The following is a 15,146-nucleotide window of genomic DNA, read 5'->3' as shown; positions in this document are numbered from 1 at the left end:
CGCACTGACCTGTGCGAGGGCCGGTCGGGCCCGCCCGCACGGACGCGGCCCGTTCCTCCGGATTTCCGGAGGAACGGGCCGCGTCCGCGTCCGTCTCAGCGGCGCGGCAGTTGTGTGACCTGCCCCACCACCGGCAGGTCCTTCAGCCCGCCGCCGCTGGTGACCGGGCCGGTGACGGCGGCCGTGGAGAGCGGCTTGAAGTCGGCGATCTGTGTCTCCACCGTGTTGTTCAGCGGGTCCGCGCCCGTACCGGCCAGCGGGTCCAGCCGCAGCTGCGTCACCGGTGCGATGCCGTTGTGGAGCGAGTGCCCGAGCCCCCCGGTCACCGCGCCGGTGGCCGCCTCACCCGCGTCGCCGAAGCCGGTGTCGGCGCCCGTGGTCGGCACGAGGGGCAGCGGCGCCGCCTGGGCCGCCGCACCTCCCGCGCCGAGCGCGGCGCCCACCGCGGTGATGGTCAGACCTGCCCGCAGCAGGGTGCGGCGCCGGGACCTGGAAAGTGCGTGACGTGCCATGGAGTTCCCACCTGATCAGAGCCGATCGAGTAATCGCTTGAGTGCGTAGAGTAGTTGAGGCGTGATGCTCGATACCAACCCGACCTCCGGGGGATCCCCTGCGCGGGTCAATGCCTCACACTCGTGTCCTGTGAATTCCCAACCGCTCCTGACCCGCGTCGTGCTGCTCGCGGGCCCCTCCGGCTCCGGCAAGTCCTCCCTCGCCGCCCGCACCGATCTGCCGGTGCTGCGCCTGGACGACTTCTACAAGGAGGGCGACGACCCCACGCTGCCGCTCGTTCCCGGAAGTACGGACATCGACTGGGACTCCGCACAGTCCTGGGACGCCGACGCGGCGGTGGCCGCGATCACGGAGCTGTGCCGCACGGGGCGGACGCGCGTCCCGGTGTACGACATCGCCACGAGCTCCCGCGTCGACCACGAGGCCCTCCACATCGACCGCACACCACTGTTCGTGGCCGAGGGGATCTTCGCGGCGGACATAGTCGAGCGGTGCCAGGAACTGGGCGTGCTCGCGGACGCGCTGTGCCTGCGCGGCCGTCCGACGACGACCTTCCGCCGTCGGCTGCTGCGGGATCTGCGGGAGGGCCGCAAGTCGGTGCCGTTCCTGCTGCGGCGGGGGTGGCGGCTGATGCGCGCGGAGCGGCGGATCGTGGCACGGCAGGCGGCACTGGGCGCGCATCCGTGCGGCAAGGAGGAGGCCCTGGGCCGACTGGCCGCCGCGGCGGCGGGACGCTGCCGCCGGGCACCGGCGGCGCGGGGGTCGGCGTAGCGGAGGCGTACACGGGGCGCCGAAGGGACCGGGCCACACGGCGACGGGGCCGGACAGGACCCCCCGGCCCGTCCGGCCCCGCAGCATTCCCCCGTGTTCCGCCGCCTCCCCCGAAGCAGCGGCCCGTGTTCCCCCGTATCCCCCGCCCCTTCAGGCCACCAGCTCGCCGAAGGACTCCTCCTGGTCACGGCCGAAGCTGAGGACCTCGTCGTCGCGCAGTCGGCGGAGCGACCGCCAGATGCTGGACTTCACCGTGCCGACACTGATGTCGAGGATGGCCGCGATCTCCGGATCGGTGCGGCCCTCGTAGTACCGCAGGACCAGCATCGTGCGCTGGAGTTCCGGCAGTCGCGCCAGCGCCTGCCAGAGCACGGCGCGCAGTTCCGTGCCGCGCATCGCGTCCGTGTCGCCCGCCGTCTCCGGCAGCTCCTCGGTCGGGTACTCGTTGAGCTTGCGCCTGCGCCAGGCGCTGATGTGCAGGTTGGTCATGGTGCGGCGCAGATAGCCGCCGACCGCCGCCTTGTCGCTGATCCGGTCCCATGCCCGGTACGTCGAGAAGAGGGCGCTCTGCAGCAGATCCTCGGCCTCGAACCGGTCACCGGTCAGGTGGTAGGCGGTTGCGTACAGGGAGGCGCGGCGCTCCCGGACGTAGGCCGTGAACGCCGTTTCGGCGTCCACGGACTGTGCCGGGACCTTCCGCTCCCCCATGACCTCCCCGTACGCGGATCCCCCGTTGCTTCCCCCGTTGGCCCCCACAGGCGCGTCGACCACCGTCATGTACGACGCGTGCTGACGCCCGGCGCCTCGAACGCAACCCCGCCCCCCGACGCCGGACTTCTCGGAGCTCCGGCCGACATCGTGGAGACGCGTGACAACTGCGCTTGCGGTGGTGCTCTGAATCGCGTTCATCTCGCGCCCCCCATCGGTGGAGTCCGTCCGTCCTTGTGCCAATGAGCTTGCCGGGGCAGTTTCATGGGGCTGTCCCCCGACTGTCACAGGCCTGTCACAGGGCCTGCCGTCGGTGCGCCGGCGGGGCCCGGGATGTATGAGTCGCCCCCAACTGTCGAACTGGGGCTCTCCCATGGGCCAGAATGGCCAGCGTGCCTTTCCTGTTGCTGATCGAGGACGACGACGCCATCCGCACGGCCCTCGAACTCTCGCTGTCACGTCAGGGCCACCGTGTGGCCACCGCGGCGACGGGAGAGGACGGCCTGAAACTGCTGCGTGAACAGCGGCCCGATCTGATCGTGCTGGATGTGATGCTGCCCGGCATCGACGGTTTCGAGGTGTGCCGGCGCATCCGGCGCACCGACCAGCTGCCGATCATCCTGCTGACCGCGCGCAGTGACGACATCGACGTCGTCGTCGGGCTGGAGTCCGGTGCCGACGACTATGTGGTGAAACCCGTGCAGGGCCGGGTGCTCGACGCCCGTATCCGGGCGGTGCTGCGCCGCGGTGAGCGCGAGTCCACCGACTCCGCGTCCTTCGGGAACGTGGTGATCGACCGTTCCGCGATGACCGTGACCAAGAACGGCGAGGATCTGCAGCTCACACCGACGGAGCTGCGGCTCCTGCTGGAACTGAGCCGCCGGCCGGGCCAGGCCCTGTCGCGGCAGCAGCTGCTGCGGCTGGTCTGGGAGCACGACTACCTCGGCGACTCCCGGCTCGTGGACGCCTGTGTGCAGCGGCTGCGCGCCAAGGTGGAGGACGTGCCGTCCTCGCCGACCCTGATCCGTACCGTTCGGGGTGTGGGCTACCGGCTGGATTCGCCTCAGTGAGCGATGCCACCAGGCGGAGCCTGCTCGCCGGACTCCGCTGGACGAGTCTGCGACTGCGTCTCGTCGTCGTGTTCGCGCTGGTGGCGCTGACCGCCGCGGTGTCCGCCTCGGGGATCGCGTACTGGCTGAACCGCGAGGCCGTACTGACGCGTACCCAGGACTCGGCGCTCGGGGACTTCCGGCAGGAGATGCAGAGCCGGGCCGCGTCGCTGCCGCTGCGGCCCACCAAGGACGATCTGCAGAACACCGCCGCGCAGATGGCGAGCAGTTCCCCCGGCTACAGCGTTCTGCTCGTCGACGAGCGCGACACCGGCAAGCCGATCGTCGGCAACTCCGATCTGGACACCTTCACGCTCGACAACGTGCCGCTGTCGCTGCAGAAGGCCGTCAACGAGAAGCAGCCGATCGAGGCGGGCAACAAGTACGAGTACCACCTGTTCTGGCAGCGGGTCAGCATCCGCGGTACGCCGTACCTGGTGGGCGGCACGAAGATCATCGGCGGTGGCCCGACCGGCTACATGCTGAAGTCCCTGGACCAGGAGCGGCAGGATCTGAACTCCCTGGCCTGGTCGCTGGGGATCGCCACCGGGCTCGCCCTGATCGGCTCGGCGCTGCTCGCGCAGGCCGCGGCGACGACCGTGCTGCGGCCCGTGCAGCGGCTCGGTGACGCCGCGCGCAAGCTCGGTGAGGGCAAGCTCGACACCCGGCTCGTGGTCTCCGGCACCGATGAACTCGCCGATCTTTCCCGTACGTTCAACAGAGCCGCGATTTCTCTGGAGAAGAAGGTCGCGGACATGCGCGCGCGGGAGGAGTCCAGCCGCCGGTTCGTCGCCGACATGTCGCACGAACTGCGCACCCCGCTCACCGCGATCACCGCGGTCGCCGAGGTCCTGGAGGACGAGGCCGACAGCCTCGACCCGATGATCGCGCCCGCCGTGCATCTGGTGGTGAGCGAGACCCGGCGGCTCAACGACCTGGTGGAGAACCTGATGGAGGTCACCCGCTTCGACGCGGGTACGGCCCGGCTCGTCCTCGACACCGTCGACGTCGCCGACCAGGTCACCGCCTGCATCGACGCCCGCGCCTGGCTGGACGCGGTGGACCTGGACGCCGAGCGCGGCATGATGGTCCGCCTCGACCCGCGCCGGCTGGACGTGATCCTGGCGAACCTGATCGGCAACGCGCTCAAGCACGGCGGTTCGCCGGTACGGGTCGCGGTACGGACCGAGGGCGACGAACTCGTCATCGAGGTCCGTGACCACGGCCCCGGTATCCCCGAGGACGTCCTGCCGCACGTCTTCGACCGGTTCTACAAGGCCAGCGCCTCCCGCCCGCGCTCCGAGGGCAGCGGGCTCGGTCTGTCGATCGCCATGGAGAACGCGCACATCCACGGCGGTGACATCACGGCCGCGAACTCGCCGGACGGCGACGGCGCGGTGTTCGTCCTGCGGCTGCCGCGCGATGCCGAGCCGCTCACCGGTTCCGCGGGAGGCGCCGGGAGCGCCGGGGATACCGACGCGGGGGTCCAGGACGAGGAGGGAGACGCGACATGAGGGGCAGCAATCGCCCGGGGTGCCGTGCGGCCGTGACGCTGGCCGGTGCCGTGACCGTGGCCGTGCTGGCCGCGGGCTGCGGGATCAGGACCACGTCCGTACCGGTGGACGCCGGGGCCGCGCCGTCGCAGGTGCCGTGCTCCATGTCCGCGGTGGACGTCGCGCCCCAGACGCTCCAGGGCGTCCCCGTACAGATCTATCTGGTCTGCTCCTCGCAACTGGTCACGGTGGACCGTACGATCCAGGTCGACGAGGCGAAGGCGGACCGGGTCCGGATCGCGCAGGCCCTCCTCGACGAGCTGGAGCAGAAGCCGCCCGCCGATGAGCGGCAGGCCGGGTTCTCCACCACCGTCCCGGCGACCCTGCAGGTCAGCGCGGCCCGCGGCGGCGACCCCCGGGGCACGCTGCGCCTCAGCGAACAGCCGGAGGACCTGCCGGCCGAGGCGCTGGCGCAGATCGTGTGCACGTACGCGGAGAGCGGGACGCTCGCCCCGGACGGCAGGGTGGTGCTGGGCGGGCCGGGGAGCTACCGGCCGCACGGATATCTGTGCACCACGGAGACGAAGGCCAGACCGAAGACGGTACCGACGCCGGGGACCGTGACGGGGACGGGTACAGGTACGGGTACGGGGACCGTGACGGGGACGGGCACGGGGGCCTGACCGGAACCAAGCCGGAACCAAGCCGGGCCGGGCTCCGCCCGGGGTCCGGCTTGGTTCCGGCTTGGTTCCGGCTTGGTTCCGGCCGGGCGGAACCGATCCTGCCGCCCGGCGCGTCTTGGGGTGCGTGCGTCATGGTTCGGGCAGTCAGACTGTCATCCGCTTCCGCGCGGCCGGGGTCCTTCTCCTCCTCGCGCATCTGCTGTTTGTCGGGTGGCTGACGCTGCGCCCCCTCGACGTGCCGTGGACGACCGCCTCGAACCTTCATCCGCTCGCCGGCATCAGAGCGGACCTGTCCCTCGGCCCGGTCGAGGCCGCCCGCCGCATCGGTGAGGGGCTGCTGCTGCTCGCCCCGCTGGGCGTACTGCTGCCGATGGCCGGAGGCCGGCTGTTCGTCTCCCCGTGGGCCTCGCTGGCCCGTACCGTCGCGGCGGGGGCGCTGATCTCGCTGGCGATCGAACTGGCGCAGACCGGCGTTCCGGGGCAGGTCGTCGACGTCGACTCACTGCTGCTGAACACCACCGGCGTGGCGCTCGCCCACCTGCTGGTCGTACCCCTGTGCCGGGCGCGGCTGCGCCGCAGGAAGCAGCAGCGGATCAGGGTGCTGCCCCACCCCAGGGACGAGGCGCCCCAGGGGTCGACCCCGACGATTCCCAGGGTCGGTATCGCACCGTAGAGCGACGCTTTGCCCCTGTTCGTCGGGTGACCATGGGATGCGTCGGGAGCACGACGGAGCTGCTCCCACAGCAACGGTTCGCGAAGGAGCCCACCATGGCCGCACTTGCCCGCCCCCGTGACGGACGCATGATCGGCGGAGTGTGCGCAGCGCTGGCACGGCGCTTCGGCACCTCCGCGGGAACCATGCGCATCATCTTCCTGGTCTCCTGCCTGCTTCCGGGGCCGCAGTGCCTGCTCTACCTGGCGCTGTGGGTGCTGTTCCCGGCCGAGAAGACGGCGTCCACCTCCTGGTGACACACGTACGCACCACACGCCTGTGGGCGGGCAACCCGGTCCGGGTGTCCGCCCACAGGCGTGTGTACGGGGAACGTCCCCGGGACGTGGGTCAGCCGCCGAGCGGGAGACCGTTGGCCGTCAGGCCGCCGGCCTGCATGCCGCCCGCGGGCAGGCCGCCGAGCAGACCCCTGACCGGGGTGGTGGCGTCGCCGACGAGCTTCTGCCGGCCGGTGCCGAGGAGCTTGGTGGCCGTGTCCTGGGCCGGCAGGGACCGGGTCGCGGTCTCCAGCGCCGAACCGGCGGCCGGCAGGGCGGTGGTCGCGGCGTCGGCCGGGAGCACGGCGGCGGAGGCGGTACCCGCGGCGGCAGCGGCGAAAGCGGCACCGACAGCGGCGACGCCGAGAGTCCTGACAGCAGACTGCTTCATGTGAAATTCATCCTTGGGGAGAGGAATGTGGGGGGGGCCTGAAACGTAGTCAGCTCCCTGCCCGTCCCGCAAACCTGCCGAATACGGGAAACGGCCGGGAATCCGCCATCCCGGCCGCATACCGAACGCGTGCCGATCAGCCCGCGGAAGCGGAAGAAATGCTGGTCGTAGCGGTCTGCTCGAAGAGCCACTCGGACTTCAGCTCGGCGTATCCGGGCTTGATCACGTCGTTGATCATCGCCAGACGTTCATCGAAAGGAATGAATGCCGACTTCATCGCATTGACGGTGAACCACTGCATGTCGTCGAGCGTGTATCCGAAGGTCTCGGTCAGCTTCTCGAATTCCTGGCTCATGCTCGTACCGCTCATCAGCCGGTTGTCCGTATTCACGGTGGCCCGGAAATGCAGCCTCCGCAGCAGCCCGATGGGGTGCTCGGCGTAGGAGGCGGCGGCGCCGGTCTGAAGGTTCGAGGTCGGACACAGCTCCAGCGGGATGCGCTTGTCCCGTACGTAGGAGGCGAGCCGGCCGAGCGTCACGGAGCCGTCCTCGGCGACCTCGATGTCGTCGATGATGCGGACGCCGTGGCCGAGCCGGTCGGCGCCGCACCACTGGATGGCCTGCCAGATCGACGGCAGACCGAACGCCTCGCCCGCGTGGATGGTGAAGTGGTTGTTCTCGCGCTTGAGGTACTCGAACGCGTCGAGGTGCCGGGTGGGCGGGAAGCCCGCCTCCGCGCCCGCGATGTCGAAGCCGACGACGCCCTGGTCGCGGTAGCGGTTGGCGAGTTCGGCGATCTCCAGGGACCGGGCGGCGTGCCGCATCGCGGTGAGGAGGGCGCCCATCCGGATGCGGTGGCCGTCCAGGCGGGCCCGGCGCTCACCCTCCCGGAAGCCCTCGTTGACCGCCTCGACGACCTCTTCGAGGGTCAGCCCGGCTTCCAGGTGCTGCTCGGGGGCGTACCGCACCTCGGCGTAGACGACACCGTCCGCCGCCAGGTCCTCGGCACATTCGGTGGCCACCCGGACCAGGGCGTCACGGGTCTGCATGACGGCGCAGGTGTGGGCGAACGTCTCCAGGTAGCGCTCCAGCGATCCGGAGTCGGCGGCCTCGCGGAACCAGATGCCGAGCTTGTCGGGCTCGTTCTCGGGGAGTCCGCCGTATCCGCTCGCGGCGGCGAGGTCGACGATCGTTCCGGGGCGCAGGCCGCCGTCGAGGTGGTCGTGGAGAAGAACCTTGGGGGCACGCCGGATCTGATCCTGGCCGGGCACATGGAGGGTCGGGCTCATCATTCGGGCACTCTAACGCCTACGCGCGTAGATTGTCGCTTGCCGATGCGTAACAGTGACCGCGAATAGGGGTGGAGTACACCTCTCCTTCTGACACTGTTCTGTCATGGCACAGCGCGCACTCCCCCTGCCTGCTGCGAGGCTGGGACGGGCCGTCAGGACGGCCGGAGCACCAACTGCGGTCAGCGGCGTGGTTCTGCTGCTCCCGGACGGCGAGGCCGACTCGCACCGCCGCCCCTCACCCCTCTCGTACGCCCTCCAGCTCCCGCTGGCCCGGACCCTGGCCCGCGCGGGCCGGGAGGACGGGCTCACCGCGCATGTCGTGCGCTACCGCTGCCGCGGCTGGAACGCGACCGACGCGCAGCTCGCGGCGGACGCCCGATGGGCGGTGGACGAGGTCGTACGACGCTACGGCGACGTCCCCGTCTGCCTCGCCGGCCACGGCATGGGCGGCCGCGCCGCCCTCCACGCGGGCGGCCACGCGGCCGTCAGCTCCGTTCTGGCGATGGCCCCTTGGCTGCCCGAGAACGTGACGGGCGAGCCGGAACCGGTGAAGCATCTGCTCGGCCGGCAGGTCCTGCTCGTCCACGGTACGAACGATGCCCGTACCGACCCCGAGCTCTCCTTCCGCCTGGCCGAACGCGCCAAGAAGGCCAACCGCGACACGTGCCGCTTCGAAGTCCACTCCGACGGCCACGGCCTGCGTCAGCACCGCGCCGAAGTAGCGGCCCTGGCCACGGACTTCGTCCGCGGCTCACTCTTCGGCCGCGCCTACGCCCGCCCGGTCGCCGACGCACTGGCGGCGCCGCCGCCGCTGGGGCTGCGGATGCCGCTGGCGGCGGGGTTCGGGAAGTCGCTGCGGGACTGAGGGGGACGGAGCCGGTGACCGGCGGCAGCGCAACCGGAGTTGAGCACGGCCGCGGGACTGCTGAGGTCGTATCGCGGGGCTGGTGACGTCGTACGTTGAGGCGTCCCGAAGCAGCAGGCCCTTTCCGCCGGGTGTGCGCGACGGTTCTCGGCCGCCGGGAGTGGCGACGGGCAGGTCGAGGAGTTGCCGGTCAGGGGCCGCTGAACAGGTCGGCGTGCGTCCGGACGAAGTCGGCCACTTCCGAAGGGGGCCGCCCGGTGACCTGCTCCACGCCGTCCGTCTTGCGGTCGTACCGGTTCTCCGCATGAAGGCGGGCCATGGTGGAGATGTGCTGGAAGACGTGGTCCGGCAGCCCCAGCGGCTTGAGATCGTGGTCGATCCATTCCTGCAGCGGAACGTCGTCGTAGCCGACCGGCCTGCCCAGGACTGCGGAGACCTGCGCCGCCATGGCGGTGATGCCCTCCGAACGGGGACCGGTCAGCTCGTAGGTCCGTCCGGTGTGCGCAGCCGGGTCGGCCAGGATCTCCTCCACGACCGCAGCGACGTCACCGGCCTGCACCGGGGAGGTCTTCGCCTCGCCGAAGGGCAGCCTGATGGTGCCCGTCTTCGCGATCGAGGAGAAGCCGACGCGGAAGAGCGGGTTCTCCAGGAACACGGTGGGCCTGATCTGGACAACGGGCAGGCCGGACCAGTCGAGGACCTGCTCGACCAGCCACTGCTGCCGCTGCTGGCCCGACTCGGAGGTACGGGTGAGGTCCATCTCGGCGACGGTCAGCTGCGACATGTTCACGAACACCTCCAGGCGCCCGTACGCGCGCGCGACGACCGCTGCCGTCAGGGCCGCCTCCAGGTACTGCGCCGACACGCCCATGCCGAAGTACATCCGCCCGCAACCGTCCAGGACGTCGGCGAGCTCGCCCGCACGCGTCAGGTCCGCGACCACGACTTCGGCGCCGGTCGCCCGCAGTGCCCGTGCGCGATCGTCCTCGCGATGTACCGCTGCCCGGACGGGCAGGCCGCGTCGCCGAAGGCCCTCGACGACGGAACGTCCTACGGCGCCGACCCTGCCCGCGGCGCCGGTCACCAGGATGGGCAGCACACCGGCTCCCGAGGGGTGATCCATAGCGGCAGCCTGCGACGCACGCGGCCAGGACGCAACCGGAGCCTCCCCCGAGGACGCGGAGCCACCCGGTGAGCCTCCTCGGGCACGAGCGGTTCGCGGCAGTTTCCGGGCACTCGGACCCTGCACCGGCGCCGTTCAGTGGCCGGGCGGGAATTGATCACGAACGAGCCTGCTGGCGGACTCGTCCCGGGTCGCCTCTTCCTCCCAGACATCCCAGTGTTCGGCGAGCTTGCCGTCCTTGATGCGCACCACGTCGGCCACAACTGCGGCCTCGGGATTGCCCGTGCCGGAGTAGCGGCCGTAGAGCATGACGTAGTCGCCTTCGGCGACCACGAGCTGGTGCTCGTAGTGCAGCGTGTCGGGCAGCGAGCGGACTAGGCCGAACAGTCCTTCGCGCCCTGGCGGGATGTGTCTGCTGTGCTGGACGTATTCCTCGGACCAGAACTCCTCGGCGGTCGCGTAGTCACGCTTCTCGAACAGGGTGTCGAACGCTTTCAGCACCAGCTCCTTGTTCTGCTCCGGGGTTGTCATATCGGTCTCCAGGTGAGTGCCTGCGGTTCTGGCGGTACGTGGTGTGCCACAGCCGCGCCTTCGCCGCGCGCGTTCGGATCACCGACGGCCAGGCTCTGCCGTGGCCCCGGCCGACGTCGCGCGGCGGCGGCCGGGGCGGCCGCGCACGGGATGCCGCGGAACGTCCTCACCGCCATGCCGCCCACTCCTTCACCGCGAACCGGTCGCCCGCGCGCCGCACTTCGGCCGCGCCCGGCCCGGGGAAGTGTGCGGGGAACAGCAGGGCGCCGCGGTCCGCGGCCTCCCCCAGCACCCGGCGCCGGCTGTGACGTGCCCGGGGCTCGTCCTCGTCGAAGCCGGGACAGTCGTCCGGCTCCACGATCTGCAGTGGGCTGTGCAGCAGATCCCCGGCGAACACCGCCCGATCGGTGCCCGACCGCAGCCATACGACACAGGAGCCGGGCGTATGGCCCGGGGCCGGCTCGATGCGGAGCCGGGCGCCGATGTCGTGGTGGTCGCCCTCCCACAGCACGGTCTGCCCGGCCTGGTGCACGGGGGCGACGCTGTCCTCGAAGACGTTGGCCATCTGAGGGCCGGAGCGGGTCCGGTGTCCGTTGGCCGGGTTCCAGTAGTCGAAGTCGGCGCGCGAGATGACGTACTGGGCGTGGGGGAAGGTCGGCCGCCACTTTCCGTCGTCCGTCCGTCGGGTGTTCCAGCCGACGTGGTCGCCGTGGACATGGGTGCAGATCACCGTGTCCACGTCCTGCGGGCGGACGCCTGCCGCGGCCAGCTCACCGAGGTAGTGGGTGTTCAGATGGTGGAAGGACGGCATGGCCGGGCGTTCCCGGTCGTTGCCGATGCCGGTGTCGATCAGGATCGTCCGGCCCTCGCTGCGGATCAGCCAGGTCTGGCTCATGGTGCGGACCTCGTCGGCGGCCGGGTCCAGGAAGACGGGGGCGAGCCAGCTCTCGTGCGCCTGCCAGTGCGCGACGGACACGTCGGGAAAGATGTAGTCACGGGCGCTGCCTCTTGCGGGCAACTCGACCACGCGGGTGATCTCCACGTTTCCAAGCGCGATGGTGTCCATGTCTCCAGCCTGCGCGCCGGATGAGGAGGGCGCTATCGGTCACCCGACCGCACCTCCGAGGGAACGGGGCGCGGCGTGATACGGCTGGGCCACCAGGGGCCGTGTTCATGGCTGTTCCGTTGTTTCCCGAGACGGAGTCCGCGCACTCCTACCGCTTCGCCGCCGCGACTCACAGGTCGGGGCGGTGCGGTCATCGAACACTCCTGGGGCGGCCGGTGGACTGCGGGACCGGACCGTGGGCCCGTCACCCTGTCACGGCCGGTACCGCACCGCAGTTCATTTTCCGGCGGGGCCCGGGTCCGTGCGGTACGGCGGGCGGGCTCCGAGCAAAGCGAGGGCGCCCCGTACGCCGCCGATCCGCTCGGCGGTACCGCCCGTCGCCCCCGGGCGCCCGCTCAGTCCGGCAGCAAATGTCCCCGCCGCGACAGCAGGAACCGCTTGAACGCCGCCACCGGCGGGGTGTCCGGGTGGCCGTCCAGCCAGGCGACGCCGATCTCGCGGGCCGCCCTCGGGGCCGTCACCGTGAGTTCGACGACGCCCGGGCGGGCCACCGCGGGCGGCGGCAGCAGGGCCACGCCGAGGCCGGCCGCGACCAGACCGCGCAGGGTCTCCGCCTCCTCGCCCTCGAAGGCGACACGGGGGGTGAAGCCTGCCTCCGCACACAGGTCGTCGGTGATCCGCCGCAGGCCGTACCCGGGTTCGAGGGTGACGAACTTCTCCTCGGCGGCCTCCGCCAGGCGGATGCGGCGGCGCGAGGCGAGCCGGTGGTCCTCGGGGACGACCAGGCGCAGTCGCTGCTCGTCGAGGCGGCGGGCGACGAGGTCGGGGGCGTCCGGGACGGGTGAGGTGAGGCAGAGGTCGAGGCCGCCGGACCGGAGTCGTTCGATCATCGCCTCGCCGTAGTTCTGCACGAGCTGGAAGCGGACCCGGGGGTGGTCGGCGCGGAAGGCGCGGATCAGGGCGGGCACGGTCTCGGAGCCCATGGTGTGCAGGAAGCCGAAGGCGACCTTGCCGGTGGCCGGGTCCGCGTCGGCCCGTACCGAGTCGGCGGCCTTCTCGACCTCGGCCAGGGCCCGCTCGGCGGAGCCCAGGAAGGTGCGGCCCGCGGGCGTGAGGGAGACGGTACGGCCCTTGCGGGCGAACAGGGCGACTCCCAGGTCCTGTTCGAGCCGGACCATCGACCGCGAGAGCGTCGACTGCGGGACGCCGAGTTCGTGCGCGGCGCGGGTGACGTGCTCGTGGCGGGCCACCGCCTCGAAGTGGGCCAGCCGCGGCGCGAGGACGGCGCGAATGTCTTCTTCGTAACTACTCGGTGACAGCCGTGGCTGTGACCTGTGTTCATGCACCATGGGATTGATTATCGCCACTTCGTGCATTGGACGCATGAAGCCGGGCGGCCTACTTTCGAACCATGCCTCCTGCCAGTACCGGGGCGTCCACCCTCACCGTGGCCGCCTCGCCCCAGCCGTCCCCCGTCGCCGCCGCTGCCACCACCACCGGCAAAGCCGCGCCGGACCGTCTCGAACCGGGCCGCCCCGGCTACCGCCGGATGAGCTTCGCTCTCTTCGCCGCCGGTGTCGCGACATTCGCACTCCTCTACTCCACCCAGGCCCTGCTGCCCGCCGTCTCCGCCTCCCTCGGCGCCACGGCCGGCCAGGCCAGCTGGACGGTCTCCGCCGCGACGGGCGCGCTGGCGCTGTGTGTGCTGCCGATGAGTGCGCTGTCCGAGCGGTTCGGGCGGCGGCAGATGATGACCGCCTCGCTGACGGTCGCCGTGCTGGTCGGGCTGCTCGTGCCGTTCGCGCCCTCGCTGGGCTGGCTGATCGCGCTGCGCGCCGTCCAGGGCGCGGCACTGGCCGGACTCCCGGCGTCCGCGATGGCGTATCTGGCCGAGGAGGTACGGCCGAAGGCGCTGGTCGCCGCGATCGGGCTGTTCGTGGCGGGCAACAGCATCGGCGGGATGAGCGGCCGTATCCTCACCGGCTGGATCGCCCAGCTGTGGGGCTGGCGGGCGGCGCTCGGCGCGGTCGGGCTGCTGGCCGTGGCCTGCGCGGTCGTCTTCCACTTCATGATCCCCAGGGCCCGGCACTTCACCCCTGGTTCGCTGAACCCGAAGGCCCTCGCGAAGACGGTGGGCGGGCACCTCGCCGACCCGCTGCTGCGCAGGCTGTACGCGATCGGCGCGCTGTTCATGACGGTGTTCGGCGCGGTCTACACGGTGATCGGCTACCGCCTGGTGGAGGCGCCGTTCAACCTCCCGCAGGGTGTCGTCGGTTCGATCTTCCTGGTCTATCTCGTCGGTACGGTCTCCTCCGCCGCGGCCGGCCGGCTGGTCGCCCGGCTCGGCCGACGGGGCGCGCTGTACCTGGCCGTCTCCACGACGGCCGCCGGTCTGCTGCTGTCGCTCGCCGACCAGTTGGCCGCCGTACTCCTCGGCCTGGTCCTGATCACGGCGGGATTCTTCGCCGGGCACGCGGTCGCCTCCTCGTCCGTGAGCCGTACGGCGACGAAGGGCCGGGCCCAGGCGTCGGCGCTGTACCAGTCCGCGTACTACCTGGGCTCCAGCGCGGGCGGCACGCTCGGCGCGGTCGCCTTCCACGCCGGGGGCTGGGCCGGGACCGTGTCACTGGGGCTGCTCGCGGTCCTCGGCGTCGTCTCGGTCACGCTGTACGGCTCGCGGGCCGCGCGCACCGAGCGGCGGCGGCTCGTGCCGGTGGCATCCGTACAGAGCTGACACGGTGGCGTCCGTACGGAACTGAGACATACGGCGCACAACCATCCACTCCCCGACGCGCGTCTAGCAGGCGGAATCACCTCACGGCGCGCGAAGGGGAGTTGGCGTACATGAGCATCGCAGGGAACATACGGGGGGTCGGGTCGCGGCGCGCGCTCGCGCTGTCCGTCGCCGGTCTGATGGCGGCGCCCGCCCTCGTCGTGGGCACCGGCGGATCAGCGCAGGCGGCGTCCTGCACGACGTCCACCGGGCCGTACCAGAAGCAGGTCGAGAAGTATCTGCACCGGCCGGTCGACGGCAGGCAGTCGGCCGCCGACTGCAAGGCGATCCGGTCGTTCCAGACCACCTACGGCGTCACGCCCACGATCGGTTACGCGGGACCGGTCACCTGGCGCACCATGAAGACGCTGACGGCCCAGAAGGCGGCCGGCAAGAACCCCAACAAGGACAAGAAGTGCCCCACGAACAAGGGGCGCATCGCGTGCGTCGACCTGACCCGGCAGCTGAGCTGGATCCAGGACGGCAGCAAGCTGAAGTTCGGTCCCGTGCCGGTGCGGACCGGGCGGGACACGTACGAGACGCGCACCGGGGCGAAGAAGATCTACTGGCGGCACATCAACCACGTCTCGTCGATCTACCACGTGTCGATGCCGTACGCGCAATTCTTCGACGGCGGGCAGGCGTTCCACTCGGTGGGCCTGAAGATGTGGAACCCGCCGGGGTCGCACGGCTGCGTCAACATGCGGCCCGCCGACGCGAAGGCGTACTGGAATCTGCTGAAGAACGGCGACGACGTCTACGTGTACGGGCGCAAGCCCGGAACGTGACCGGTAGGTGTGCGGCTCCGGCTCTTCCCGCCCCCGTTGTCAGTGGCCTGCTGT

Annotated in this window: 17 protein-coding genes; 9 read left to right on the top strand and 8 right to left on the bottom strand. The window is 71.1% G+C overall.

What is annotated here, in order from left to right; genetic code table 11:
* Nucleotides 1–95: 95 nt before the first annotated feature.
* Nucleotides 96–512 (bottom strand): hypothetical protein, encoded by a 417-nt coding sequence (locus OG306_RS24010; RefSeq protein ID WP_266748130.1) that lies wholly within the window; start codon nucleotides 510–512, stop codon nucleotides 96–98.
* Between the two features lie 64 nt (nucleotides 513–576).
* Here OG306_RS24010 and OG306_RS24005 point away from each other — a divergent pair, with 64 nt between their 5' ends.
* Nucleotides 577–1,284, top strand: a complete 708-nt coding sequence (locus OG306_RS24005) for a uridine kinase family protein (RefSeq protein WP_266748129.1) — start codon at nucleotides 577–579, stop codon at nucleotides 1,282–1,284.
* Between the two features lie 150 nt (nucleotides 1,285–1,434).
* Here the strand turns inward: OG306_RS24005 and OG306_RS24000 are convergent, their stop codons facing one another.
* Nucleotides 1,435–2,193, bottom strand: coding sequence for a SigE family RNA polymerase sigma factor (locus OG306_RS24000; protein ID WP_266748128.1), 759 nt, complete (start codon nucleotides 2,191–2,193; stop codon nucleotides 1,435–1,437).
* 191 nt (nucleotides 2,194–2,384) lie between these two features.
* On the opposite strand from OG306_RS24000, the gene afsQ1 reads away from it, so the two are divergent.
* From afsQ1 to OG306_RS23975, 5 genes are all read left to right on the top strand, one after another.
* Nucleotides 2,385–3,062 carry a two-component system response regulator AfsQ1 gene (gene afsQ1, locus OG306_RS23995; RefSeq protein ID WP_176729344.1) on the top strand — a complete coding sequence of 226 codons (678 nt, stop codon included), beginning with the start codon at nucleotides 2,385–2,387 and terminating at the stop codon, nucleotides 3,060–3,062.
* On the top strand, nucleotides 3,059–4,615 hold the full coding sequence (locus OG306_RS23990; protein WP_266748127.1) for a sensor histidine kinase: 1,557 nt from the start codon (nucleotides 3,059–3,061) through the stop codon (nucleotides 4,613–4,615). Before afsQ1 ends, OG306_RS23990 begins: the two co-directional genes overlap by 4 nt.
* The gene (locus tag OG306_RS23985; protein WP_266905645.1) at nucleotides 4,612–5,277 is read left to right on the top strand and encodes a hypothetical protein; all 666 of its coding nucleotides are present in this window, start codon (nucleotides 4,612–4,614) and stop codon (nucleotides 5,275–5,277) included. Before OG306_RS23990 ends, OG306_RS23985 begins: the two co-directional genes overlap by 4 nt.
* Nucleotides 5,278–5,401: 124 nt before the next feature.
* The gene (locus OG306_RS23980; RefSeq protein WP_266748125.1) at nucleotides 5,402–5,950 is read left to right on the top strand and encodes a VanZ family protein; all 549 of its coding nucleotides are present in this window, start codon (nucleotides 5,402–5,404) and stop codon (nucleotides 5,948–5,950) included.
* Nucleotides 5,951–6,045: 95 nt separating this feature from the next.
* The gene (locus OG306_RS23975; RefSeq protein WP_266748124.1) at nucleotides 6,046–6,246 is read left to right on the top strand and encodes a PspC domain-containing protein; all 201 of its coding nucleotides are present in this window, start codon (nucleotides 6,046–6,048) and stop codon (nucleotides 6,244–6,246) included.
* Between the two features lie 91 nt (nucleotides 6,247–6,337).
* Here the strand turns inward: OG306_RS23975 and OG306_RS23970 are convergent, their stop codons facing one another.
* Together OG306_RS23970 and OG306_RS23965 are read right to left on the bottom strand one after the other, a co-directional pair.
* Nucleotides 6,338–6,655, bottom strand: a complete 318-nt coding sequence (locus OG306_RS23970; RefSeq protein ID WP_266748123.1) for a hypothetical protein — start codon at nucleotides 6,653–6,655, stop codon at nucleotides 6,338–6,340.
* A 136-nt stretch (nucleotides 6,656–6,791) separates the two neighbouring features.
* Complete coding sequence (locus OG306_RS23965) at nucleotides 6,792–7,946, bottom strand: adenosine deaminase (RefSeq protein WP_266748122.1); 1,155 nt, start codon at nucleotides 7,944–7,946, stop codon at nucleotides 6,792–6,794.
* A gap of 187 nt (nucleotides 7,947–8,133) precedes the next feature.
* Here OG306_RS23965 and OG306_RS23960 point away from each other — a divergent pair, with 187 nt between their 5' ends.
* Complete coding sequence (locus OG306_RS23960; RefSeq protein ID WP_371665604.1) at nucleotides 8,134–8,811, top strand: alpha/beta hydrolase; 678 nt, start codon at nucleotides 8,134–8,136, stop codon at nucleotides 8,809–8,811.
* Nucleotides 8,812–9,001: 190 nt separating this feature from the next.
* On the opposite strand, the gene OG306_RS23955 is transcribed toward OG306_RS23960, so the two are convergent.
* The 4 genes from OG306_RS23955 to OG306_RS23940 form a co-directional block, all read right to left on the bottom strand.
* The gene (locus tag OG306_RS23955) at nucleotides 9,002–9,934 is read right to left on the bottom strand and encodes an NAD(P)H-binding protein (RefSeq protein ID WP_266748120.1); all 933 of its coding nucleotides are present in this window, start codon (nucleotides 9,932–9,934) and stop codon (nucleotides 9,002–9,004) included.
* Between the two features lie 135 nt (nucleotides 9,935–10,069).
* Nucleotides 10,070–10,465, bottom strand: a complete 396-nt coding sequence (locus OG306_RS23950; RefSeq protein ID WP_266748119.1) for a nuclear transport factor 2 family protein — start codon at nucleotides 10,463–10,465, stop codon at nucleotides 10,070–10,072.
* A 166-nt stretch (nucleotides 10,466–10,631) separates the two neighbouring features.
* Nucleotides 10,632–11,531 (bottom strand): MBL fold metallo-hydrolase, encoded by a 900-nt coding sequence (locus tag OG306_RS23945; protein ID WP_266748118.1) that lies wholly within the window; start codon nucleotides 11,529–11,531, stop codon nucleotides 10,632–10,634.
* A 395-nt stretch (nucleotides 11,532–11,926) separates the two neighbouring features.
* On the bottom strand, nucleotides 11,927–12,880 hold the full coding sequence (locus tag OG306_RS23940) for a LysR family transcriptional regulator (protein ID WP_266748117.1): 954 nt from the start codon (nucleotides 12,878–12,880) through the stop codon (nucleotides 11,927–11,929).
* A gap of 62 nt (nucleotides 12,881–12,942) precedes the next feature.
* On the opposite strand from OG306_RS23940, the gene OG306_RS23935 reads away from it, so the two are divergent.
* Nucleotides 12,943–14,265: an MFS transporter gene (locus OG306_RS23935; RefSeq protein ID WP_266748116.1), complete on the top strand. Its 1,323-nt coding sequence runs from the start codon at nucleotides 12,943–12,945 to the stop codon at nucleotides 14,263–14,265.
* A gap of 110 nt (nucleotides 14,266–14,375) precedes the next feature.
* Nucleotides 14,376–15,092 carry a L,D-transpeptidase family protein gene (locus tag OG306_RS23930; protein ID WP_266748115.1) on the top strand — a complete coding sequence of 239 codons (717 nt, stop codon included), beginning with the start codon at nucleotides 14,376–14,378 and terminating at the stop codon, nucleotides 15,090–15,092.
* The last annotated feature ends 54 nt before the right edge of the window (nucleotides 15,093–15,146 follow it).

The organism is Streptomyces sp. NBC_01241, assembly GCF_041435435.1.
Taxonomy (GTDB): Bacteria; Actinomycetota; Actinomycetes; order Streptomycetales; family Streptomycetaceae; genus Streptomyces.
The sequence above is the reverse complement of the archived record's forward strand: the minus strand, read 5'-3'. Positions and strand labels throughout refer to the sequence as shown.

Excerpts from the sequence above, each read along its gene's own strand:
- OG306_RS24010 (WP_266748130.1), bottom strand. The coding sequence starts at position 512 with ATGGCACGTCACGCACTTTCCAGGTCCCGGCGCCGCACCCTGCTGCGG.
- OG306_RS24005 (WP_266748129.1), top strand. The coding sequence starts at position 577 with ATGCTCGATACCAACCCGACCTCCGGGGGATCCCCTGCGCGGGTCAAT.
- OG306_RS24000 (WP_266748128.1), bottom strand. The coding sequence starts at position 2,193 with ATGAACGCGATTCAGAGCACCACCGCAAGCGCAGTTGTCACGCGTCTC.
- OG306_RS23985 (WP_266905645.1), top strand. The coding sequence starts at position 4,612 with ATGAGGGGCAGCAATCGCCCGGGGTGCCGTGCGGCCGTGACGCTGGCC.
- OG306_RS23975 (WP_266748124.1), top strand. The coding sequence starts at position 6,046 with ATGGCCGCACTTGCCCGCCCCCGTGACGGACGCATGATCGGCGGAGTG.
- OG306_RS23970 (WP_266748123.1), bottom strand. The coding sequence starts at position 6,655 with ATGAAGCAGTCTGCTGTCAGGACTCTCGGCGTCGCCGCTGTCGGTGCC.
- OG306_RS23965 (WP_266748122.1), bottom strand. The coding sequence starts at position 7,946 with ATGATGAGCCCGACCCTCCATGTGCCCGGCCAGGATCAGATCCGGCGT.
- OG306_RS23955 (WP_266748120.1), bottom strand. The coding sequence starts at position 9,934 with ATGGATCACCCCTCGGGAGCCGGTGTGCTGCCCATCCTGGTGACCGGC.
- OG306_RS23950 (WP_266748119.1), bottom strand. The coding sequence starts at position 10,465 with ATGACAACCCCGGAGCAGAACAAGGAGCTGGTGCTGAAAGCGTTCGAC.
- OG306_RS23945 (WP_266748118.1), bottom strand. The coding sequence starts at position 11,531 with ATGGACACCATCGCGCTTGGAAACGTGGAGATCACCCGCGTGGTCGAG.
- OG306_RS23940 (WP_266748117.1), bottom strand. The coding sequence starts at position 12,880 with ATGGTGCATGAACACAGGTCACAGCCACGGCTGTCACCGAGTAGTTAC.
- OG306_RS23935 (WP_266748116.1), top strand. The coding sequence starts at position 12,943 with ATGCCTCCTGCCAGTACCGGGGCGTCCACCCTCACCGTGGCCGCCTCG.
- OG306_RS23930 (WP_266748115.1), top strand. The coding sequence starts at position 14,376 with ATGAGCATCGCAGGGAACATACGGGGGGTCGGGTCGCGGCGCGCGCTC.